Source organism: Pseudomonas ogarae, assembly GCF_014268695.2.
In the GTDB taxonomy this organism is placed as follows: Bacteria; Pseudomonadota; Gammaproteobacteria; order Pseudomonadales; family Pseudomonadaceae; genus Aquipseudomonas; species Aquipseudomonas kilonensis.
Window position 1 is genome coordinate 2,361,719 of record NZ_CP077086.1, and the last position, 23,082, is coordinate 2,384,800.

Annotated in this window: 17 protein-coding genes; 11 read left to right on the top strand and 6 right to left on the bottom strand. The window is 61.0% G+C overall.

The annotated features are described in order from the left end of the window. The first annotated feature begins 3 nt into the window (after positions 1-3). From HU749_RS10510 to HU749_RS10540, 7 genes are all read left to right on the top strand, one after another. On the top strand, positions 4-441 hold the full coding sequence (locus tag HU749_RS10510) for a hypothetical protein (protein WP_046065289.1): 438 nt from the start codon (positions 4-6) through the stop codon (positions 439-441). 486 nt (positions 442-927) lie between these two features. Then, on the top strand, positions 928-3,075 hold the full coding sequence (gene fadB / locus HU749_RS10515) for a fatty acid oxidation complex subunit alpha FadB (RefSeq protein WP_186650312.1): 2,148 nt from the start codon (positions 928-930) through the stop codon (positions 3,073-3,075). Between the two features lie 30 nt (positions 3,076-3,105). Next, positions 3,106-4,281: an acetyl-CoA C-acyltransferase FadA gene (gene fadA, locus HU749_RS10520; RefSeq protein ID WP_024618393.1), complete on the top strand. Its 1,176-nt coding sequence runs from the start codon at positions 3,106-3,108 to the stop codon at positions 4,279-4,281. Positions 4,282-4,389: 108 nt separating this feature from the next. Further along, complete coding sequence (locus tag HU749_RS10525) at positions 4,390-4,626, top strand: DUF1653 domain-containing protein (protein ID WP_003199644.1); 237 nt, start codon at positions 4,390-4,392, stop codon at positions 4,624-4,626. Positions 4,627-4,741: 115 nt separating this feature from the next. After that, complete coding sequence (gene topA / locus HU749_RS10530) at positions 4,742-7,354, top strand: type I DNA topoisomerase (RefSeq protein ID WP_046065291.1); 2,613 nt, start codon at positions 4,742-4,744, stop codon at positions 7,352-7,354. Positions 7,355-7,570: 216 nt separating this feature from the next. Next, entirely contained in the window at positions 7,571-8,095 is a 525-nt protein-coding gene (locus HU749_RS10535) for a DUF6586 family protein (RefSeq protein ID WP_186650315.1), read from the top strand. Between the two features lie 106 nt (positions 8,096-8,201). Beyond that, on the top strand, positions 8,202-8,435 hold the full coding sequence (locus HU749_RS10540) for a hypothetical protein (RefSeq protein ID WP_003183419.1): 234 nt from the start codon (positions 8,202-8,204) through the stop codon (positions 8,433-8,435). Positions 8,436-8,506: 71 nt separating this feature from the next. Here the strand turns inward: HU749_RS10540 and sulA are convergent, their stop codons facing one another. Continuing rightward, positions 8,507-8,980: an SOS-induced cell division inhibitor SulA gene (gene sulA / locus HU749_RS10545; RefSeq protein WP_014339358.1), complete on the bottom strand. Its 474-nt coding sequence runs from the start codon at positions 8,978-8,980 to the stop codon at positions 8,507-8,509. A gap of 10 nt (positions 8,981-8,990) precedes the next feature. After that, positions 8,991-9,599 carry a transcriptional repressor LexA gene (gene lexA / locus HU749_RS10550; protein ID WP_003199651.1) on the bottom strand — a complete coding sequence of 203 codons (609 nt, stop codon included), beginning with the start codon at positions 9,597-9,599 and terminating at the stop codon, positions 8,991-8,993. A 241-nt stretch (positions 9,600-9,840) separates the two neighbouring features. On the opposite strand from lexA, the gene HU749_RS10555 reads away from it, so the two are divergent. After that, positions 9,841-10,548, top strand: a complete 708-nt coding sequence (locus HU749_RS10555; RefSeq protein WP_013692622.1) for a TetR/AcrR family transcriptional regulator — start codon at positions 9,841-9,843, stop codon at positions 10,546-10,548. Positions 10,549-10,731: 183 nt separating this feature from the next. Continuing rightward, positions 10,732-11,730: a beta-N-acetylhexosaminidase gene (gene nagZ, locus HU749_RS10560; RefSeq protein ID WP_172436025.1), complete on the top strand. Its 999-nt coding sequence runs from the start codon at positions 10,732-10,734 to the stop codon at positions 11,728-11,730. 221 nt (positions 11,731-11,951) lie between these two features. On the opposite strand, the gene HU749_RS10565 is transcribed toward nagZ, so the two are convergent. The 3 genes from HU749_RS10565 to mfd are packed head-to-tail and all read right to left on the bottom strand — an operon-like array spanning position 11,952 to position 18,683. Beyond that, complete coding sequence (locus HU749_RS10565; protein ID WP_186650317.1) at positions 11,952-14,645, bottom strand: DEAD/DEAH box helicase; 2,694 nt, start codon at positions 14,643-14,645, stop codon at positions 11,952-11,954. A gap of 11 nt (positions 14,646-14,656) precedes the next feature. Beyond that, a complete protein-coding gene (locus tag HU749_RS10570; protein ID WP_014339353.1) occupies positions 14,657-15,223 on the bottom strand; it encodes a CsiV family protein in 567 nt (188 codons plus the stop codon). A gap of 10 nt (positions 15,224-15,233) precedes the next feature. Beyond that, entirely contained in the window at positions 15,234-18,683 is a 3,450-nt protein-coding gene (gene mfd / locus HU749_RS10575; RefSeq protein WP_095961964.1) for a transcription-repair coupling factor, read from the bottom strand. Positions 18,684-18,851: 168 nt separating this feature from the next. On the opposite strand from mfd, the gene HU749_RS10580 reads away from it, so the two are divergent. Next, positions 18,852-20,315 (top strand): glyceraldehyde-3-phosphate dehydrogenase, encoded by a 1,464-nt coding sequence (locus tag HU749_RS10580; protein WP_041476049.1) that lies wholly within the window; start codon positions 18,852-18,854, stop codon positions 20,313-20,315. Positions 20,316-20,469: 154 nt separating this feature from the next. Here the strand turns inward: HU749_RS10580 and HU749_RS10585 are convergent, their stop codons facing one another. Beyond that, on the bottom strand, positions 20,470-21,768 hold the full coding sequence (locus tag HU749_RS10585) for an MFS transporter (RefSeq protein ID WP_186650320.1): 1,299 nt from the start codon (positions 21,766-21,768) through the stop codon (positions 20,470-20,472). Positions 21,769-21,927: 159 nt separating this feature from the next. Here HU749_RS10585 and HU749_RS10590 point away from each other — a divergent pair, with 159 nt between their 5' ends. Next, a complete protein-coding gene (locus HU749_RS10590) occupies positions 21,928-22,977 on the top strand; it encodes an FAD:protein FMN transferase (RefSeq protein ID WP_189664627.1) in 1,050 nt (349 codons plus the stop codon). Positions 22,978-23,082: the final 105 nt, after the last annotated feature.

Here is a 23,082-nt window from a genome sequence, read left to right on the forward strand (position 1 = left end):
AATATGACGGTCTGGATAGTGGTGTCAATCCTGTTGGTGGTGTTAAGTCCGCTGGCATGGTTGCGGCCGTCCCGTGTTCAGAGCGGTCGCATGGCCCTGCGCATGGAGGCGCGACGCCTGGGCCTGGCCATGCAGCTGGCGCCGCAGGAGTGGCCGCACTGGCTCGGCCAGCAGCCGCCAAACCCTTGCGCCCAGTACCACCGGCCCCGGCGTGGCAAGGAACCGGCGGTCTGGAGCTATTGGCAGACGGCGCCAGGCGTCTGGGTCAACCAATGGCGGGAAGTCTGCCAGGATGAGGTGTTGCTCAATCATTTCGAAAAATTGCCGGCCAATGTCTACAAAGTCGAAGCCGACCGGCAAATGATTGCCTTGTACTGGGGCGAGAAGGGCGAAGCGACTGTTTTGCAAGATATTTGCACGGTGCTCAAGGCGCTGGCCTGAGGCATAAAAAAGCCCGACAGTCTCATCGGGCGGGTTGGCCAGGCAGGCCGGTAAACAATCTCATGCCAGGGCGTGCGTTCGTAACGTCCTTTGTTCCCAATCTTCAATCGCGTCCTGACAGCGTAGACCGCTGGTTCCGGTCTGTCTGGAATTAGGGCGATTTTTCTAATTATTGATCCTATGAATAGCTGCTCATGCGGTGCCGTGTTGCGGATCCGTACGGTACGGAAATGACCGTGAAGTCGCGTTCACGCCTGTGTTTAGGGCGATTGACAATTGTCGGAAATTCCGTGAAGGTGACGTACCCAAATCAAACGGGCGTATGAATTGAGCGTTTGTATTTTCAGAATGCTCCTACAGACCCCGACTATCGCGTTGACGGGTGTGCCTGGCGGATTGGCGTAGCATCGACGGTAACGTCTATGCCGAACCAGTGGTCAGCGTTCAACGTGTACTGTTCAGCTTCCATATCGTGGAGATCAGTTGATGATTTACGAAGGTAAAGCCATCACGGTTAAGGCTCTTGAAAGTGGCATCGTCGAATTGAAATTCGACCTCAAGGGTGAGTCCGTCAACAAGTTCAACCGTCTAACCCTGAATGAATTGCGTCAGGCTGTAGACACTATCAAGGCAGATGCTTCGATCAAGGGTGTGATCGTCAGCAGCGGCAAGGACGTGTTCATCGTCGGCGCCGACATCACCGAATTCGTCGACAACTTCAAGCTGCCCGATGCCGAACTGATCGCTGGCAACCTCGAAGCCAACCGTATTTTCAGCGACTTCGAAGACCTCAACGTACCGACCGTCGCGGCCATCAACGGCATCGCCCTGGGTGGCGGCCTGGAAATGTGCCTGGCGGCGGATTACCGCGTCATGACCACCACGGCCAAGATCGGCCTGCCGGAAGTCAAGCTGGGCATCTACCCAGGCTTCGGCGGCACCGTGCGCCTGCCGCGCCTGATCGGTGCCGACAATGCCATCGAGTGGATTGCCGCCGGCAAGGAAAACCGTGCTGAAGACGCGCTGAAGGTCGGTGCCGTGGACGCCGTGGTCGAACCTGGCAAGCTCAAGGAAGCGGCCCTTGAAACCCTCAAGCGCGCCATCAGCGGCGAGTTCGACTACAAGGCCAAGCGTCAGCCGAAGCTCGAAAAGCTCAAGCTCAACGCCATCGAACAAATGATGGCCTTCGAAACCGCCAAGGGTTTCGTGGCCGGTCAGGCAGGCCCGAACTACCCGGCGCCGGTCGAAGCGATCAAGACCATCCAGAAAGCCGCGAACTTCGGTCGCGACAAGGCTCTGGAAGTCGAGGCCGCCGGCTTCGTCAAGCTGGCCAAGACCTCGGCTGCGCAAAGCCTGATCGGTCTGTTCCTCAATGACCAGGAACTGAAGAAAAAGGCCAAGGCTTACGACGAAATTGCCAGTGACGTGAAGCAGGCCGCCGTGCTCGGCGCCGGCATCATGGGTGGCGGTATCGCCTACCAGTCGGCGTCCAAAGGCACGCCGATCCTGATGAAGGACATCAACGAACACGGGATCGAGCAGGGCCTGGCCGAAGCCGCCAAGCTGCTGGTCGGCCGTGTCGACAAAGGTCGCATGACCGCTGCGAAGATGGCCGAAGTGCTCAACGGCATTCGTCCGACCCTGTCCTACGGCGATTTCGGCCATGTCGACCTGGTGGTCGAAGCCGTTGTCGAGAACCCGAAGGTCAAGCAGGCGGTATTGGCTGAAGTCGAAGACAAGGTCAAAGAGGACACCATCCTGGCCTCGAACACCTCGACCATCTCCATTTCGCTGCTGGCCAAGGCCCTCAAGCGTCCGGAGAACTTCGTCGGCATGCACTTCTTCAACCCGGTGCACATGATGCCGCTGGTGGAAGTGATCCGTGGCGAGAAGTCCAGCGAACATGCCGTTGCCACCACCGTGGCCTACGCCAAGAAAATGGGCAAGAACCCGATCGTCGTCAACGACTGCCCGGGCTTTTTGGTCAACCGCGTGCTGTTCCCGTACTTCGGCGGTTTCGCCAAGCTGGTCAGCGCCGGTGTGGATTTCGTGCGCATCGACAAGATCATGGAAAAATTCGGCTGGCCGATGGGCCCGGCGTACCTGATGGACGTGGTCGGCATCGACACCGGCCACCACGGTCGCGACGTCATGGCCGAAGGCTTCCCGGACCGCATGAAGGACGACCGTCGTTCGGCTGTCGATGTGCTCTACGAAGCCAAGCGCCTGGGCCAGAAGAACGGCAAGGGCTTCTACGCCTATGAGACCGACAAGCGCGGCAAGCAGAAGAAAGTCGCCGACTCGTCGGTGCTGGAAGTGCTCAAGCCGATTGTCTACGAGCAGCGCGAAGTCACCGACGAGGACATCATCAACTGGATGATGATCCCGCTGTGCCTCGAAACCGTGCGTTGCCTGGAAGACGGCATTGTCGAAACCGCCGCCGAAGCCGACATGGGTCTGGTCTACGGTATCGGTTTCCCTCCATTCCGTGGTGGTGCGCTGCGCTACATCGATTCGATCGGTGTCGCCGAGTTCGTTGCCCTGGCTGACCAGTACGCTGATTTGGGCGCGCTGTACCACCCGACCGCGAAGCTGCGTGAAATGGCCAAGAACGGCCAGCGCTTCTTCGGTTAAGCGCCCAACGACTAGAGCGAGAGAACATTTATGAGCTTGAATCCTAGAGACGTCGTGATTGTCGACTTCGGTCGTACGCCGATGGGCCGCTCCAAGGGCGGCATGCACCGCAACACCCGCGCCGAAGACATGTCGGCGCACCTGATCAGCAAGCTGCTGGAGCGCAACGTCAAGGTCGACCCCAACGAAGTCGAAGACGTGATCTGGGGCTGTGTGAACCAGACCCTGGAGCAGGGCTGGAACATCGCCCGCATGGCCTCGCTGATGACCCAGATCCCTCACACGGCGGCGGGCCAGACCGTCAGCCGCCTGTGCGGTTCGTCCATGAGCGCGCTGCACACCGCCGCCCAGGCGATCATGACCGGCAACGGTGACGTGTTCGTCGTCGGTGGTGTCGAGCACATGGGCCACGTGAGCATGATGCACGGCGTCGATCCGAACCCGCACATGTCGCTGTACGCGGCGAAAGCCTCGGGCATGATGGGCCTGACTGCGGAAATGCTTGGCAAAATGCACGGCATCACCCGCGAACAGCAGGACGCCTTTGGCGTGCGCTCCCACCAGCTCGCCCACAAGGCGACCGTGGAAGGCAAGTTCAAGGATGAGATCATCCCGATGCAGGGCTACGACGAGAACGGCTTCCTGAAGCTGTTCGACTACGACGAAACCATTCGTCCGGAAACCACCCTGGAAAGCCTGGCGGCCCTCAAGCCGGCCTTCAATCCGAAGGGCGGCACCGTGACAGCCGGTACCTCGTCGCAGATCACCGACGGTGCCTCGTGCATGATCGTGATGTCGGCCCAGCGTGCCCAGGACCTGGGTATCCAGCCGATGGCGGTGATTCGTTCGATGGCCGTGGCGGGTGTGGATCCGGCGATCATGGGCTATGGTCCAGTACCGGCCACGCAGAAAGCCTTGAAGCGTGCAGGCCTGGGTATTGCCGATATCGACTTCTTCGAGCTCAACGAAGCTTTCGCCGCACAGGCCCTGCCAGTGCTGAAAGATTTGAAAGTGCTCGACAAGATGAACGAGAAGGTTAACCTGCACGGCGGCGCGATCGCCCTGGGTCACCCGTTCGGTTGCTCCGGTGCGCGTATCTCCGGCACGCTGCTCAACGTCATGAAGCAGAATGGCGGCACCTTTGGTGTGTCCACCATGTGCATTGGCCTCGGCCAGGGCATCGCCACTGTCTTCGAACGCGTCTAAGCGTTGCGTTGATGGAAGCCGGGGCCAAGTGCCCCGGTTTTTGTTTTTTCGGGTTTAGTAAAAAAGATTTTGTTTTTATTTTGAAAAAATTTGAGTGAGGGCCAAAGCATGCCGATACAACCTGGGCTCTACCAGCATTACAAAGGTCCGCAGTACCGCGTATTCAGCATCGCGCGGCATTCCGAGACCGAGGAAGAAGTGGTCTTCTATCAAGCCCTGTATGGCGATTACGGCTTTTGGGTGCGTCCCTTGAGCATGTTCGAGGAGTCCGTCGAGGTTGACGGCGAACAGGTGCCACGCTTTGCTTTGGTGCAGGCCGAGGAGAGCATTTTTTCCAAGCCTTGAGGCCGGTATGCAGGCAACCCTGCGCTTGACCTCACCTTGCAGCCACTATATATAGCGGTGCCGCGTCAGGCGCCAACCGCCTTTCACTTTTTAGAATTCAGGAATTTTCTGATCCATGGGCAAATCGCTGGTCATTGTGGAATCCCCGGCTAAGGCCAAGACCATCAACAAGTATCTGGGCGACCAATACGTGGTGAAGTCGAGTATCGGCCATATCCGAGACCTGCCCACCAGCGGTTCGGCTAGCGCCAGCAAGGAGCCAGCCGCCAAGCGCGGCAAGGCAGCTGCTGGTGAAGCGCCGGCGCTGTCGCCGAAAGACAAGGCGCGCAAGCAGCTGGTCTCACGCATGGGGGTCGATCCGGAACACGGCTGGAAAGCCAAGTACGAGATCCTCCCGGGCAAGGAAAAGGTCATCGAAGAGCTGCGCCGGCTCGCCAAGGATGCCGACACCATCTATCTCGCGACGGACTTGGACCGCGAAGGGGAAGCCATTGCCTGGCACCTGCGCGAAGCCATTGGTGGGGATGACAGCCGCTACAAGCGCGTGGTGTTCAACGAAATTACCAAGAAGGCCATCCAGGAAGCCTTCTCCCAGCCGGGCGAGCTGGACATCGATCGGGTCAACGCCCAGCAGGCGCGTCGCTTCCTCGACCGCGTGGTGGGCTACATGGTCTCGCCCCTGCTGTGGGCCAAGATCGCCCGCGGTCTGTCGGCCGGTCGTGTGCAGTCGGTCGCTGTGAAGCTGGTGGTGGAGCGCGAGCGGGAGATCCGTGCGTTCATTCCTGAAGAGTATTGGGAAGTCCACGCCGACCTCGGCACCGCCAAGGGCGCCACCGTGCGCTTTGACGTGGCCCGGGAGAAGGGTGAAGCCTTCAAGCCGCTCAACGAAGCCCAGGCCATGGCTGCGCTGGAGAAGCTCAAGGCTTCCAGCTACAGCATCGTCAAACGCGAAGACAAGCCGACCAGCAGCAAGCCGTCGGCGCCGTTCATCACCTCCACGTTGCAACAGGCCGCGAGCAATCGCCTGGGCTTTGGCGTGAAGAAAACCATGATGATGGCCCAGCGTCTGTACGAAGCCGGCTACATCACCTATATGCGTACCGACTCGACCAACCTTTCGGCCGATGCCGTGGCGATGGCGCGCACTTATATAGAAAGCGAGTTCGGCAAGAAGTACCTGCCGGACACGCCGAACGTCTACAGCAGCAAGGAAGGCGCGCAGGAGGCTCACGAAGCGATTCGTCCGTCCGATGCCAATACCGAGCCAAGCAAGCTGTCGGGCATGGAGCGCGATGCCGAACGTCTCTACGAGCTGATCTGGCGCCAGTTCCTGGCCTGCCAGATGCTGCCGGCGCAATACCTGTCGACCACGGTCAGCGTCGGTGCCGGCGACTTCGAGTTGCGCGCCAAGGGCCGCATCCTGAAGTTCGACGGCTACACCCGCGTCATGCCGCAGATCACCAAGCCCGGGGACGATGACGTCCTGCCAGACATGGCCCAGGGCGACGTGATGAAGCTGATCAAGCTTGATCCGACCCAGCACTTCACCAAGCCACCGGCCCGTTACTCCGAAGCCAGCCTGGTCAAAGAAATGGAAAAGCGCGGCATCGGTCGTCCTTCGACCTACGCAGCCATCATCTCCACCATCCAGGACCGCGGCTATGTGGCGCTGCACAACCGTCGTTTCTATTCGGAAAAGATGGGTGACATCGTTACCGAGCGTTTGTCCGAGAGCTTCTCGAACCTGATGGACTACGGCTTCACCGCCGGTATGGAAGAGAACCTCGACGATGTGGCCCAGGGCGAACGCGACTGGAAAAACGTCCTCGACGAGTTCTACGGCGACTTCAAGAAAAAGCTCGAAGTGGCCGAGAGCCCGGACAGCGGCATGCGCGCCAACCAGCCGGTCATGACCGACATCCCGTGCTTGACCTGCGGGCGTCCGATGCAAATCCGTACCGCCTCGACCGGCGTATTCCTGGGATGCTCGGGCTACAGCCTGCCACCCAAGGAGCGCTGCAAGGCCACGGTCAACCTGGTGCCGGGCGACGAAATCGCTGCGGACGACGAGGGTGAGTCGGAATCCCTGGTGCTGCGCGGCAAGCATCGCTGCCCGATCTGCAGCACGGCGATGGATGCCTACCTGCTGGATGAAAAGCGCAAGCTGCACATCTGCGGCAACAACCCGGACTGTGCCGGCTACGAGATCGAAGAGGGCACTTATCGCATCAAGGGCTACGAAGGCCCGAGCCTGGAATGCGACAAGTGTGGCAGTGAGATGCAGCTCAAGACCGGCCGTTTCGGCAAGTTCTTCGGCTGCACCAACCCGACCTGCAAGAACACCCGCAAACTGCTCAAGAGCGGTGACGCGGCGCCGCCGAAGATGGACCCGGTGAAGATGCCTGAGCTCAAGTGCGAGAAGGTCAACGACACCTACATCCTGCGCGACGGTGCCTCCGGCCTGTTCCTGGCGGCCAGCCAGTTCCCGAAAAACCGCGAGACCCGTGCACCGTTGGTGATGGAAATCGTGCCGCACAAGGACGAGATCGATCCGAAGTACCATTTCCTCTGTGCAGCGCCGCAGAAGGATCCGGAAGGGCGCCCGGCGGTCATTCGCTACAGCCGCAAGACCAAGGAGCAATACGTGCAGACCGAAGTCGACGGCAAGCCGACTGGCTGGAAAGCCTACTACGACGGCGGTAAGTGGACGGTGCAAGACAAGAGCTGATGGCAGCACTCACGTGTGGCGAGGGGGCTTGCTCCTGCTGGACCGGTCCGACGTTTCGGGCGTAGCCGTCCCAATAAGTCTCAAGTGAACAAAAGGCCGCATGACAACCCATAGGTTTTCATGTGGCCTTTTTGTTTTTGGCTTGCAGTGGCCTCGGTTGATCCATGACACTGTCGCACTTGCGTGAAGCTTTCATTTCGTTGGGGAGATGCCGTCATGGCCCACGAACTCTATACCCGCACCAATCAGAAGATCTATTTCGCCGGTCTGTCGCTCGAAGCGCTCACCAGGGCCGAGGATGGGCGTGCGATGAATTCCCCGGCGTTGCTCCAGGCAGGACGCGAATCCGCGTTGTTTCACCTGTACGGTGCGTTGCTGGGGTTGTGCCATGAAATCGCTGGTTTCTATCGCCTGCCACAAGCGAATGCGCCGCGGGCCGAGCTGTTGTTGACCCGCGAAGTGCTGGAAACCATCGCTATCCCGGAATTGGCCGAAATGGTCGAGTTGGCGCACAACCCGGAAACCTGGCTGGCGAAGCTATTGGCGGCCCATGCGGCGCTGTTCGAGCCGCCGCGGGCCCCGCGCAAGCCCAAGGGGGACGTGACCCAGCCGTTGATCGTGGCGGTCAATCTGGACGAACAAGAACCTGAGCAGGAGTTGAGCCGGGAGGCGCTGGAGAGCTGGCGTCAGAACCTCAAGAGCCTGGCGATACGCTTTCGTGAAGGGTTGAACGAGTGCTGAGTTCGCCCCCGGCCCGTTACGTTCGTTGATAACACTTGGTCAAGATCCCGAGCGGAGCCTGGCCGATGACTATATAATCCTCGCCTTTCGTGGAGAACAGACTTTTATGCCTACGTCCTTTCTAGAAATTGTCGAACTTCCTGATGGCCGCATCGAGCTGCGCAGGGCTGAGGACGAGGGTTCTCTGGTTACCCTGAACTTCTCCGAAGATGCCAAGGTATTCCTCCAGGGCCAACACGTCGAAGTCGCCAAGGCGATGCTGAGCGTGGGCGTCCAGATGGCAGGTCGCCTGGTTGAAGGCGAATTCAACAAGGAAGAGGGGCCGCGGGTTCTTCATTGATCCCGTCTGTCGGCTTTTTTGGATAGTGTGGCTGGTCGGCTTCTCTGCCTTGGAGAAGCCCCGCGTTTGTCTTAGCCCAATCGAATATTCAGACTTTGTGCGTCCCCGGTACGGGCGGCGCTGATCAACTGTTGCCGTGCGGTCGCGGTTAGCGGGTTGAGCCAGCTGACCACGGTGTGGCTGCGGCCCAGGCGCAAGGCTTCGCAGGTCAACTGTTGGGCGCTTTGGGTGCCTCGTGGTTGCAACAACAGGATGCGTTCGCGGTTCAGGCCGGCATCCCGGAGCCAGGCCTGGGTGACGCTGGCCGGTGGCGCGATCAGCGTCAGCCAGCGAGCATCCTGGTCCTGGCTGAGTTCTCGCAGAATCGGCGCCAGCAGGTTCAGGCAGTTTCCGGCTGCACCACGTAACGACAGTTCGCTGAAAGCCTCGGGCTCGACGCCCCAGGGCGACTCGATGACCTCTTTCAGGACTGGAGCCAGCGGTTGGGCCATGAATGCCTCGAACAGCGGAAGTTGTGTGTGTTGTGGTGTGTGAGGGAACTGCATAAAGCCTCCTTTAGCGGCGAATGACGCCGACACTCAAGCCTTCGATGACCAGGTCCTGATCTTTCAGGTTCACTTCGATGGGCGCGAACTCAGGGTTCTCGGCAATGAGCCAGACCTTGCTGCCGTCGCGCTTGAAGCGCTTGACGGTTACCTCGTCGCCGATTCGCGCCACCACGATCTGGCCATTGCGGGCTTCGCGGGTAGTGTGGACGGCCAGGAGATCACCGTCGAAGATGCCGATGTCCTTCATGCTCATGCCGTGTACACGAAGCAGGTAGTCGGCCCGAGGATGGAAGAACGAAGGATTGATGTTGCAGGACTCCTCGACATGCTGCTGGGCGAGGATCGGTGCGCCTGCCGCGACCCGGCCGATGATCGGCAGGGTGGTTTCGTCGGCCTTGGCTTCGAAGCCGGGGATGCGAATGCCACGGGAGGCGCCCGGGGTCATTTCGATCGCACCCTTGCGCGCCAGCGCCTTGAGGTGTTCTTCAGCCGCGTTGGGCGACTTGAAACCCAGTTCCTGGGCGATTTCCGCACGGGTTGGCGGGTAGCCGTTGTCTTCGAGGCAGCGTTTGATGAAGGCCAGAATCTCTGCTTGGCGTGGCGTCAGCTTTAGCATATTGATCGCTCTGTCTTTTTATACAGTGACTGGGATTATATACAGTGAACGCCGCTTGGCAATCCTCCTTTTTCCACAGGCCGCTGGACGGTCGGTCGGGTTGTTGGATGCGACATGGCTACCACCCGTGAAAAGGTGTGGTTAAATACGTGACCGGGCGTTCGCAAAACGCCCCGGCAGGCTTGACAACCCCTAGGCTGAAACGTATGTTTCAAACAAGTGTTTGTCAGGCGGAGTAACCATGGCCCAGTCGGAAACCGTTGAACGCATTCTCGATGCTGCCGAGCAGTTGTTCGCGGAAAAAGGTTTCGCTGAAACCTCGTTGCGTCTGATCACCAGCAAGGCCGGGGTGAACCTGGCGGCGGTGAACTATCATTTCGGCTCGAAAAAGGCCCTGATCCAGGCGGTATTCTCGCGGTTCCTCGGACCTTTCTGCCTCAGCCTCGATCGCGAGCTGGAGCGCCGGCAGGCCAAGCCTGACGTCAAGCCGACCCTGGAAGAACTCCTGGAAATTCTGGTCGAGCAAGCCCTTGTCGTGCAACCGCGCAGCGGCAACGACCTTTCCATTTTCATGCGCCTGCTGGGCCTTGCCTTCAGCCAGAGCCAGGGCCATCTGCGACGTTACCTGGAAGACATGTACGGCAAGGTATTCCGCCGCTACATGCTGCTGGTCAATGAGGCCGCACCGCGTATTCCGCCCATCGAGTTGTTCTGGCGGGTGCACTTCATGCTCGGTGCCGCGGCGTTCAGCATGTCCGGTATCAAGGCGTTGCGCGCCATTGCTGAAACCGATTTTGGCGTGAACACCTCGATCGAACAGGTGATGCGTCTGATGGTGCCGTTCCTGGCAGCCGGCATGCGTGCCGAAAGTGGCGTCACCGATGAAGCCATGGCTGCCGCGCAATTGCGTCCGCGCAGTAAATCGACGCCGGCGCTGGCCAAGGCGTGAGTGCACGGGTGGGCGCGGCTGCCGACATCCGCTAAGCTAGCCGCCCATGCCGACTCTCGTTTCGAACCCGTTCCATTTTTTGTTGCATGACCGCGACCTGCCGGGCCTTGGGCCCAGCGGTGTGGTTGTGCCTGTGTTGCCGCGCGGGTTCATCGTTATTAAGGAAATGCTATGACTGCTGGCCTGCAAGGCTCGTTGATGGTGGACGTCGCCGGTACCTGGCTGACGGCCGAAGATCGCCACCTGTTGCGCCAGCCCGAGGTAGGCGGCCTGATCATCTTTGCCCGCAACATCGAACATCCGCGTCAGGTGCGCGAGCTGAGCGCGTCGATCCGCGCCATTCGCCCCGACCTTTTATTGGCGGTGGATCAGGAGGGTGGTCGTGTCCAGCGGCTGCGCCAGGGGTTTGTGCGGTTGCCGGCGATGCGGGCGATAGCTGACAACCCGAACGCCGAATACCTGGCCGAGCAGTGCGGCTGGATCATGGCCACTGAAGTGCTGGCGGTCGGTCTCGACTTGAGCTTTGCCCCGGTGCTGGACCTTGATTACCAGCGCAGTGCTGTTGTCGGCAGTCGTTCCTTCGAAGGTGACCCCGAGCGAGCAGCGTTGTTGGCCGGTGCCTTCATCCGCGGCATGAACGCCGCCGGGATGGCCGCCACGGGCAAGCATTTCCCAGGGCATGGCTGGGCCGAGGCCGATTCCCACGTGGCGATTCCGAACGACGAGCGTAGCCTGGAGCAGATTCGCGCCAACGACCTGGTACCGTTCGCCAGGCTGAGCAAGCAACTCGCCGCCGTCATGCCGGCCCATGTCATCTACCCGCAGGTTGATGCCAATCCAGCCGGGTTTTCCCGCCGCTGGCTGCAGGACATCCTGCGCGGCGAGTTGCAATTCGATGGCGTGATCTTCAGTGATGACCTGTCGATGGCCGGTGCTCATGTGGTCGGTGATGCTGCCAGTCGTATCGAGGCTGCTTTGACGGCGGGTTGTGACATGGGCCTGGTGTGCAACGACCGTGCTGCCGCGGAGTTGGCCTTGAGCGCTGCCCAGCGCCTGAAGGTCAAGCCTTCGGCGCGGATCGCTCGCATGCGCGGCCAGGCCTGTGCCTCCACTGAATACCGTCAGGACCCTCGCTGGCTGGCGGCGCTCGGCGCGCTGAGGGCTGCCCAGCTGGTTGATTAGCGTCTTTTGAAAGTCGCTATCTCGAAGCAAGGTGGGAGCAACATCTGCGCGCTCTGCAAGCCTGCTCCCACAGCCGATCTGCGGTGAACACAAGGCTCATGAACACCCAAGATCACCTGTGGGAGCGAGCTTGCTCGCGATGACGGCCGCACAGTCAACACCTGCGCCAACTGACCCACCGCCATCGCGAGCAAGCTCGGCTCCCACAAGGGTTTGGGGGGTTAGCGCTTTTCCAGTTTGTCCGGCAGCGGCGCGAACAAGGCCTCGATGTCGTCGCTCTGCAGTTTCCAATCCCCGGCCACGCGTCCGTCCAGTACGCCGGCCGCGAGGTCGGATTTTTCCTTTTGCAGTAGCTGGATCTTCTCTTCCACCGTGCCTCGGGCAATCAGCTTGTAGACGAACACCGGTTTTTCCTGGCCGATGCGGTAGGCGCGGTCGGTCGCCTGGTTTTCGGTGGCCGGGTTCCACCACGGGTCGTAGTGAATCACTGTGTCGGCCTCGGTCAGGTTCAGGCCTACACCACCAGCCTTCAGGCTGATCAGGAATATCTGACGCTTGCCGCTCTGGAATTCCTTGACGGGCGTGCGTCGGTCGCGGGTCTGGCCGGTCAGGAGGGCGTAATCGACGCCGCGCTTCTTCAGCTCATCTTCAATCAGCGCCAGCATGGACGTGAATTGGGAAAACAACAGCACCCGGCGACCTTCTTCAAACAGCTCCTCGAGCATTTCCATCAGGCTGTCGAGCTTACCCGAGGTGCTGTCTCGGGCGGGCAGGGTGGCGTCGTTGATCAGGCGCAGGTCGCAACACACCTGGCGCAGCTTGAGCAGCGCTTCGAGAATGATGATCTGGCTGCGGGCCACGCCTTTGCGGGTGATCTCGTCGCGGACCTTCTTGTCCATCGCCAGGCGCATGGTTTCGTAGACGTCCCGCTGGGCGTCGCTGAGTTCGACCCAATGGATGATCTCGGTCTTGGGCGGCAACTCCGTCGCCACTTGCTCCTTGGTCCTGCGTAGCAGGAAAGGTTTTATCCGACCGTTGAGGTGCTGCAGTCGTACCTCGCTGCCGCGCTTTTCGATCGGTACACGGTAATCGCGGTTGAAACTCTTGACGTCTCCGAGCCAGCCCGGCAGCAGGAAGTGAAACAGCGACCACAGTTCGCCCAGGTGATTTTCCAGGGGCGTGCCGGACAGGCACAGCCGCTGGCGGGCGTTGAGCTCCCGGGCGGCCTGGGCGGCTTTGCTGGTGGGGTTCTTGATGTACTGGGCTTCATCGAGGATCAGCACGTGCAATGGCTGCGCAGCCAGACGCTCGACATCCTTGGGCAGCAGGGCATAGGTGGTGAGGACCAGGTCGTAATCGGCCAACCGGTCGAAATGCTTCTTGCGCCCGGCGCCGTAAAGCGCCAATACCTTGAGTTGCGGCGTGAAGTGAGCTGCCTCGTCGAGCCAGTTGGGGATCAGGCTGGTCGGCATGACCACCATGCACGGCCGGTCCAGGCGTCCGGCGTGTTTTTCACTGAGAATGTGCGCCAGGGTCTGTAGGGTTTTGCCCAGGCCCATGTCGTCCGCGAGGATCCCGCCGACTTCCAATTGCCTGAGCGATTGCATCCAGCTCAAGCCTTCAAGTTGATAAGGCCGCAGCTTCGCATTCAGGCCTTCTGGCGCGGTGGCGGTGTAATCCTTGATGTCCCGCAGGCGTTGGGCCAGGCCGCGAATGTGTTCGCCACCTTCCCAGGTCAGCGGCATGTCCTGCAGCGGGTTCAGGCGCAAAGCGTCTGCGCTGTTGAGGCGCAGTTTGGTGGTGCCGGGCTCTTGCAGGTAGAACTCGCCCAGGGTCGCCAGCACCGGTTTCAGCCGGCCGTAGGGCAGGGCCACCTGCTGTGGGCCGAACTCCGAGTTCGGGCGGTTGGGCAGGTTGACCAGAATGAGTTCATCGTCCCGGCGCCGGGCCAGGCGTTCCGGGTTGAACAGTTCGATGTGCGAGCGCATCAGGTTCAGCAGGATCGGCAACAGGCTCAGGCGTTCGCCGTTGACGATGATCCCCAGTTCCAGGTCGAACCAGTCCCGCTCCGGCGTTTCCTCGACGGTGGCGTACCACTCGTCCACCGCCGTCAGGTCAAAGCCGAAGTCCTCATCGATCTGCAATTCCCAGCCTTGGGTGCGCAGTTTCGGCAGGTCGTTGAGGGTGAACGTCAGCCAGGCGCTGTCGTTGACCATCTCGTACAGTTCGCCGGCACTTTCCGGCAGGGCCTTGCTTTGTCGGGTCGCAACCTTGAAACCGAGGATTCGCAGCTGTTCGCGGTAGGACTGTTCCACATCGGTGTGGCGTTTTATCCGCAGTGTCTGGGTTTCCTGGCGAATCAGCACGTCGGTGTTGCGTTGGCCGCTGACGTACTCGTCCAGGTAACTGAAGGACAGCGCGGCGCGGTGTTGAATGTAGCGCTGCATCTTGCCGTTGCGCGGCTCGAAGGCGCTGAACTCGATGCTGGCCAGCCACAGCCGCGGCACCGGTTGCACGTTGTCCACCAGTACTTGTGGCGGGGCCTTGGGGCTGCGGTTGTCCAGCACGGCCTGGAGTTTCTCCAGCAACTGCGCGTCTTTTTCGGCGGCCGGGTAGGCCAGGGTTTCCTGGACTTGCAGCAACACCGCCGCGCAGTGCTTGCAGTTAATGCGCACCGGGCAGGAGCACGCGGCTTCGAGCAGAATCAGCGCGCCCTTGGCTGACTCTTTAAGGCGAATGGTCTGACGGTAGACGTTGCCGCCAGAGCCTTCGCAGCTGGCGGTGATGGTGCTGTCGCCGGCCTCGACGATCCTGACGCGGTTTTCCAGCGCATAACGGCGCCCGCGCTCCAGGCTCTGTTCCTTGAATCGATTGACCCAGGAAGGTGCCAGGGGTTTGCTCAGGGGCGAGGGCATAGGCGCGCCAATCAGTCCGGAATGACTTCAGGTGCCTGCCGTGGTGCGGGCGCGGTCAACGAGGTGATCTTGATCAGCAGGCCAAGATGCCCGTTGTCGAGAAAATTCAGTTGGCCATTCTTGGTATGGCTCTGCTGCTTGAGGCGCTCGCTGGAGGTGACCAGGCCATTGGCGTTGATCTGGTTGATCCAGAAATCGGCATCCACGTCGGTGAAACGGCCCAGTTTCAGTTCCAGGGTGCCCTCGATGGGGAATTGCCCGAACTGTTCGGCGCCGTCGCTGATGGCAACTTTGCGCCCCTGTTCACCGAGCGTCTGCTGCCAGGCCTTGTGCATCAACACGGTGTATTGGCCGCTGGCGGTGAGTTTCTCGACGATGTGGCCCAGGGCCGGCGTGCGCTGGCTGTCCGCGCCCAGGCGTTGCGCGCCGGCGTCCCAGTCTTCCGGTGCGGCGCGGCTGACAATCGCCGGCTCGGCGTTCTGGCGCACCAGAATCATTTCAACCTGATACAGGTCGTCGGCAAACGCCAGGGGGGCGACCAGGGTCAACAACAAGGTCAGTGAGCGAAACAGGCGCATGTGGCGTCCTTCAAGCAGTGGTCGGAGTGAGGCGCTCGAACAGCGCCTCTACGGTATTGAAGCGCTCTTCCGCGCGCTCCATGGGCACCATGAATTTGAACATCGTGGCACCTTCGAACTTGTAGCGTTTGGGCTGGCCCTGGATCAACTTGATCAGCACCAGTGGATCGACCGGCGTCTGGGCCTCGAACTCGATCCGGCCGCCGTTGGGGCCGCCGTCGACTTTCTTGATGCCCAGTTGTTCGGCCTTGAGCTTGAGCAGCGTAGTGCGCACCAGGTTCTTGGTCGGTTCCGGCAGCAGGCCGAAGCGGTCGATCATCTCCACCTGCAGGTCCTTGAGGCCTTCCTCGTCGCTGGCCGAGGCGATGCGCTTGTAGAGGATCAGCCGCGCGTGGACGTCCGGCAGGTAATCTTCCGGGATCAGCGCCGGCACCCGCAGGTTGATTTCCGGTCCGCCGCCCAGGGGTTGATCGAGGTTCGGCTGTTCGCCCTTGCGGATCGACTTGACCGCGCGTTCGAGCATTTCCATGTACAGGGTGAAGCCGACGGCCTGGATCTGGCCGCTCTGGCCGTCGCCGAGCAATTCGCCGGCACCGCGGATTTCCAGGTCGTTGGTGGCCAGCACGAAACCGGCGCCGAGGTCCTGGGTATTGGCGATGGCTTCCAGGCGCTTTTCCGCATCCGGGGTGATCTGCTGGCGCGGTGGCGTCAACAGGTAGGCATAGGCCTGGTGGTGGCTACGCCCGACTCGGCCGCGCAACTGGTGCAGCTGGGCCAGGCCGAATTTGTCGGCGCGCTCGATGATGATGGTGTTGGCGCTTGGCACGTCGATGCCGGTCTCGATGATGGTCGAGGCGATCAGCACGTTGAAGCGCTTGTGGTAGAAGTCGCTCATCACCTGTTCGAGTTCGCGCTCGCGCATCTGTCCGTGGCCGATGCCGATGCGCGCTTCCGGTACCAGTTCGGCCAGGTCGGCGGCGCATTTCTCGATGGTCTTCACGTCGTTGTGCAGGTAATAGACCTGGCCGCCGCGCAGCAGCTCACGCAGCAGGGCTTCCTTGATCGTGCTTTTGTTCTGCTCCATGACGAACGTGCGCACCGACAGGCGCCGGGCCGGCGGCGTGGCGATGATCGACAGGTCGCGCATGCCCGACACCGCCATGTTCAACGTGCGCGGGATCGGCGTGGCGGTCAGGGTCAGGATGTCGACTTCGCTGCGCAGGGCCTTGAGCTGTTCTTTCTGGCGCACGCCAAAGCGGTGCTCTTCGTCGATGATCACCAGCCCCAGGCTCTTGAACTTCACGTCGTCCTGCAGCAGCTTGTGCGTGCCGATGACGATGTCGATCTTGCCCTCGGCCAGGTCGGCCACGGCGGCGTTCACTTCCTTGGTGGATTTGAAACGGCTCATCACTTCCACGGTCACTGGCCAGTCGGCAAAGCGGTCGCGGAAACTGTTGTAGTGCTGCTGGGCGAGCAGGGTGGTCGGCACCAGGATCGCCACCTGCTTGCCACCATGCACGGCAATGAACGCGGCGCGCATCGCCACTTCGGTCTTGCCGAAGCCCACGTCGCCACACACCAGTCGGTCCATGGGCTTGGGCGCGAGCATGTCGGCGCGCACGGCTTCGATGGTGGTCTGCTGGTCGACGGTTTCTTCGAACGGGAAACCGGCGCTGAAGGTTTCGTAGTCGGCTTTCGGATCGGCGAAGGCATAGCCCTCGCGGGCCGCGCGGCGGGCGTAGATGTCCAGCAGTTCGGCGGCCACGTCGCGCACCTGTTCGGCCGCCTTGCGCTTGGCTTTCTGCCAGGTTTCCGAGCCCAGGCGGTGCAGCGGGGCCAGGGCGTCGTCGCTGCCGGTGTAGCGGGCGATCAGGTGCAGGTTCGCCACCGGCACGTAGAGCTTGGCGCCCTCGGCGTATTCCAGGGTCAGGAACTCGGCGGCCTGGCTGTCGATTTCCAGTGTCGCCAGGCCCAGGTAGCGGCCTACGCCATGGTCGATGTGCACCACGGGCGCGCCTTCGCGCAGTTCGGTGAGGTTCTTGATGACAGCGTCGTTGGCAGCGTCGGCGCGTTTCTCGCGACGGCGGCGCTGCATGACGCGTTGGCCGAACAACGGACTTTCGGCGACCAGGGCCAGGGCCGGGTCATCCAGGACCAGGCCATCGTTCAGCGGTGCGATGGTAATCGCCAGGCGATCCTTGCTGGCGACGAAGTCCGGCCAGCTGTCCACCGTCTTCGGTCGCAGCTTCAGGCGCTCAAGCAGCTCCAGCAGCACTTCGCGACGACCCGCGGATTCGGCGGTGAACAACACGCGACCGGGGAATGCATCGAGAAAGCTCGCCAGCGCCGCCAAAGGTTGCGTGGCCTTGGCTTCGATGGCCAGGTCCGGTAATGCCTTGGCCGGGAAACGTTCACGGCCGACGCCGGTTTCCACGTCCTGCTGGCTCGCCACCACCCTTGGCCAGCTCTTGAGGCGGGCAAAACAGTCTTCCACCGGCAGGAACAGCTCGGCCGGCGGTAATAGAGGCCGGGAAGGATCGACGCGACGTTCTTCGTAGCGGTTGCGCACGTCGTTCCAGAAGTTTTCCGCAGCCTGCTCGATGCCCGGCAGGGAAAACACCTGGGTGTCCTGGGGCAGGTAATCGAACAGGGTGGAGGTTTCTTCGAAAAACAGCGGCAGGTAGTACTCGATGCCGGCGGGCGTGATCCCGCTGCTCAGGTCCTGGAAGATCGGGCAGCGCCGGAAATCCACATCGAAGCGCTCGCGAAAGCGTGCCTTGAAGCGGGTCACGGCGTCTTTCTGCAGCGGGAACTCCTTGGCCGGCAACAGGCGGATCGACTGCACTTTGTCGATGGAGCGCTGGTTTTCCGGGTCGAAGGTGCGCAGGGTCTCGATTTCGTCATCGAACAGGTCGATGCGATAAGGCAGTTTGCTGCCCATCGGGAACAGGTCGATCAAGGCGCCGCGTACCGCGAACTCGCCGTGTTCGTACACCGTGTCGACACAACGATAGCCACTGGCCTCAAGGCGGGTACGCATTTGCTCGACATCAAGCTTCTGGCCGATGTCCAGCACCAGGCTGCTGCCCAGCAGGAATTGGGTCGGTGCCAGGCGATGTAGGGCCGTGGTGATCGGCACTACCAAAACGCCATGACTGAGTTCCGGCAGCCGATAAAGGCTGGCGATTCGCTGGGAAATGATGTCCTGGTGCGGCGAAAACAGATCGTAGGGCAGGGTTTCCCAGTCCGGGAAATGCAAGACCGGCAAATCCGGGGCGAAGAAACTCAGCTCCTGTTCCAGCCGCTCGGCGCTTTGGCTGTCGGCGGTCAGCAGCAGGGTGAAACGCTTTGCAGCGCTGGCAGCCTCGGCGATGGCCAGGCTCAGGGCGGCACCGGGCAGGTTGCCCCAGTGCTGTTTACCTGCCGCGGCAGGGAGAAGCGGAAGACGCAGAACGGGCACGGAAGATTGAGCTCCAGCATTGCGACAAAGTCGACAATTGTAGCGGGGGAAGGGGGCTGCTGTCAGTCGCAGACTACCCGGGCAGACAGGAAAACCACGGTGCGACAGGCGCGCATTGCTCCGCCGAGGACTCGGCGGCATAATGTAGCCCCTTTTTTCAGCCCCTACATGTGGAAGGTTACCGTGACTCAGAAGCCCGACCAGTGTCTTGGTGAATGGATTGATCGTGAAGCTCTCGCAGAAGCGATGATCCCTCTCATCGGTCAGCTCTACCGCAATAACAACGTGGTGAGCTCGATCTATGGCCGCAGCCTGATCAACCAGTCTGTCATCGCGATCCTCAAAGCCCACCGCTTTGCTCGCCACCGTTCTTCCGACGACAGCGAACTCTCCGTCCACGAAACATTCCCCCTGCTCAAAGCCATGAGCGAGCTCAAGCTCGGCGCGGCTTCGGTGGATCTGGGCAAGTTGGCGTTCAAATTCCGTAACGAAGGCAATGGCCGTAGCGCCGAGCAGTTCGTTCGTGAAGAGATGGCTGATGTGGTTGGCCAGCAGAACGTTTCGGCTCGCAAAGGCACTGACGTGGTCCTGTACGGCTTCGGTCGTATCGGCCGTCTGCTGGCGCGCATCCTGATCGAAAAAACCGGTGGCGGCGACGGCCTGCGCCTGCGCGCCATCGTGGTGCGCAAGGGCGCCGAGAACGACCTGACCAAACGCGCCAGCCTGCTGCGTCGTGATTCGGTCCATGGTTCGTTCAACGGCACCATCATCATCGATGAAGAGAACAACACCATTCTCGCCAACGGCAACCTGATCCAGGTGATCTACGCGAAGAGCCCGACCGAGGTCGACTACACCCAGTACGGTATCAAGGACGCACTGCTGGTGGACAACACCGGTGTATGGCGTGATGCCGAGGGCCTGGGCCAGCACCTGGCCTGCCCGGGCATCGACCGCGTCGTGCTGACTGCGCCTGGCAAGGGCAAGCTGAAGAACATCGTTCACGGCATCAACCACGGCGAAATCACCGCTGACGACAAGATCGTCTCCGCTGCTTCTTGCACCACCAACGCCATCGTGCCGGTGCTCAAGGCAGTGAACGACAAGTTCGGCATCGTCAACGGTCACGTCGAAACGGTTCACTCGTACACCAACGACCAGAACCTGATCGACAACTTCCACAAGGGCGACCGCCGTGGCCGCAGCGCCGCGCTGAACATGGTCCTCACCGAGACCGGTGCTGCCACCGCCGCTGCCAAGGCCCTGCCTGAGCTGGCTGGCAAGCTGACCGGCAACGCGATCCGTGTGCCGACGCCGAACGTGTCGATGGCCATTCTCAACCTGAACCTTGAGAAAGCCGCCACCCGTGAAGAGATGAACGAGTACCTGCGCTACATGGCGCTGCACTCCGACCTGCACAAGCAGATCGACTTCGTCAATTCCCAGGAAGTGGTGTCCACCGACTTCGTCGGCTCGCGCCACGCCGGTGTCGTGGATGCTGAGGCTACCATCAGCCAAGACAACCGCGTTGTTCTGTACGTCTGGTACGACAACGAATTCGGTTACAGCTGCCAGGTGGTTCGCGTGATGGAAGACATGGCCGGTGTAAACCCGCCAGCGTTCCCGCGCTAAGCTTTAGCTGCTTGTGAAAACGCCCCGACTTGTCGGGGCGTTTTTGTATCTGGAGGTTTGTGTTGGCTGGGCCGGCCTCTTCGCGAGCAGGCTCGCTCCCACAGGATGTACGCGGACAAACTGTGGGAGCGGGCTTGCTCGCGAAGGCGATCTGTCAGGCGCCGCCTACTACAGAGGCCTGCGCTGTCCGCAGTTCATGCCGATTGCCCTTGAACAGCACCAAGGTTGCAATCAACCCCAGCACCGCCGCACCACTGAGCCATATCCCTGGCGCGGCCTTGTTATCCAATACATGAATCAGATACGTACAGGCCGCCGGGGTAAACCCGCCGAACGTCGCTGTCGCCAGGCTGTAGGCCAGGGAGAAACCGGTGGTGCGCACCTCGACCGGCATGATTTCCGTCAAGGCCACGACCATTGCACCGTTGTAGGATCCATACAGGAGCGACAACCACAGCTCGACGATCAGCAAATGGCTGAAGCTGGGGTTCGCCACCAGCCAGGACAGTGCCGGATAGGCGGTGAGGATCGCCAGGACCGTCGCACCGAGCAGTAGGGGTTTACGTCCGATCTTGTCGGAAAACGCCCCCATTACGGGCAGCCAGAAGAAATTCGACAAGCCGATGCACACCGTGACCAGCAGCGCATCCAGGTCCGACAGGTTCAACTCGGCCTTGCCGAAGGTCGGTGTGTAGGCGGTGATCAGGTAGAACGACACCGTGGTCATCACCACCAGCGCCATACCGGCCAAGACAATGCCGAAGTTCTGACCGATGGAGCGGACAATTTCCGACAGGCTGGGACGATGTTTTCTCGCTTGGAACTCAGGTGTTTCTTCCAGCGAACGACGGATCATGAAGATCGCCGGGACAATCATGCAACCCACCAGGAACGGTACGCGCCAGCCCCAATCCCCCATTTCCTGGGGGCTCAGCCAGTGATTGAGGCCAACCCCCAGCAGGCCGGCGAATACCACGGCAGCCTGTTGACTGGCGGATTGCCAACTGACAAAGAAGCCCTTGCGCCCCGGTGTCGAGATTTCCGCCAGGTAAACCGACACGCCACCGAGTTCCACGCCGGCGGAGAAGCCTTGCAGCAATCGGCCCAGCAGCACCAGCAAGGGGGACGCCACGCCAAGGACCGCGTAGCCCGGCACGCAGGCGATCAGTATTGTGCCCATCGCCATCAGCGCCAGGGTGATGATCAAGCCTTTGCGACGGCCGTGACGGTCGATGTAGGCACCGAGAAAAATCGCCCCGAGGGGGCGCATCAGGAACCCGGCACCAAACGTGGCCAGGGACAGCATCAGCGAGGCGAACGCGCTGTCGGCGGGGAAGAACGTCTTGGCGATGGCCGTGGCGTAGAAGCCGTAGACCATGAAGTCGAACATCTCCAGGAAGTTGCCGCTGACAACGCGAAAAATCGCCTTGCCGTTGCTCGTGTTGGAAGACATGTGTAGGTACTCACTCTGGCAAATCTTGTATGGAAGCGCTGCACCCCTGTGGGAGCCTTGCAGGAACCTTGGAACCTTGGAACCTTGGAACCTTGGAGCTTTGCTCCCACAGGGCTCCATTGGCTCCCACAGGGTTTTTTGCGTGCGCTGGGGTTCATAATGGCCGGCGCGGTTTTGAGGGGAGATGAAGATTTGTTAACTGGACGATGGATTGGGCTTGTGGTGCTGGCCGGCGTGTTGTCGGGTTGCGGCAACGGCGACACCCTGGAGCGCTTCGCCGGCCCGACCATGGGTAGTCATTATTCGATTCAGTACGTCAGGCATTCCGCCGGGCCCGCTGCGAAAACGGTACAGGCCGAGGTGGAAAGCATCCTCGCCGAAGTGGACCGGCAACTCTCGACCTATCGCAGCGACTCGGACATCGAGCGTTTCAACGCGCTGCCGGCCAATAGCTGTCAAGTCATGCCTGGCCCGGTCCTGGAGTTGGTCCGCGTAGGTGAGCAGTTGTCGGTTCAAAGCGACGGCTCCTTCGACCTGACCGTGGAGCCGCTGCTGAACCTGTGGGGCTTCGGTCCCCAGTCTCGCGAAGAAAAAGTTCCGACCGCCGAAGCCTTGACCCTGGTGCGCCAGCGCGTTGGTCATGGTCATTTGCGCATCGAGGGCGACCGGTTGTGCAAGGACGCCGCAGTGGAAGTCGACTTCAACAGTGTCGCCGCGGGCTATGCCGTCGACCGCATCGCCGCCAGGCTCCAGACCCTGGGGATCGACAGTTACCTGGCCGAAGCCACCGGTGAACTCAAGGCCGCGGGGCGCAAGCCCGATGGTTCGGCCTGGCGTATCGCCCTGGAAGAACCCCGGGATGATCGGCAAGTGGCCGAGCGTGTCATCGAGGTCAATGGCTACGGGGTTTCCACCTCGGGCGACTACCGTAAATATTTTGAACAGGGCGGCAAGCGTTATTCCCACACCTTTGATGCACGTACGGGTGCGCCGGTCCTACATGACCTGGCGTCAGTCACGGTGATTCATCCTTCGGCGTTGATGGCCGATGGACTATCGACGCTGTTGCTGATTCTCGGTCCTGAACGGGGTTGGGACTATGCCCAGAAACATGGCATTGGGGTATTTTTCGTGCTGCGGGACAAAGATGGTTTTGTCACCCGCACCAACGATGTGTTTGAACGGATGAGCAGCGGAAAAAGCCAATGATGACAGCGTTACGAAAGCGTACCTGTGGCGAAATAGCGCAGGCAAAACTAGCCTACGACGCGACCAAGGGGTAATGTGCGCGGCGTTGACGCTTCTATAGACTGT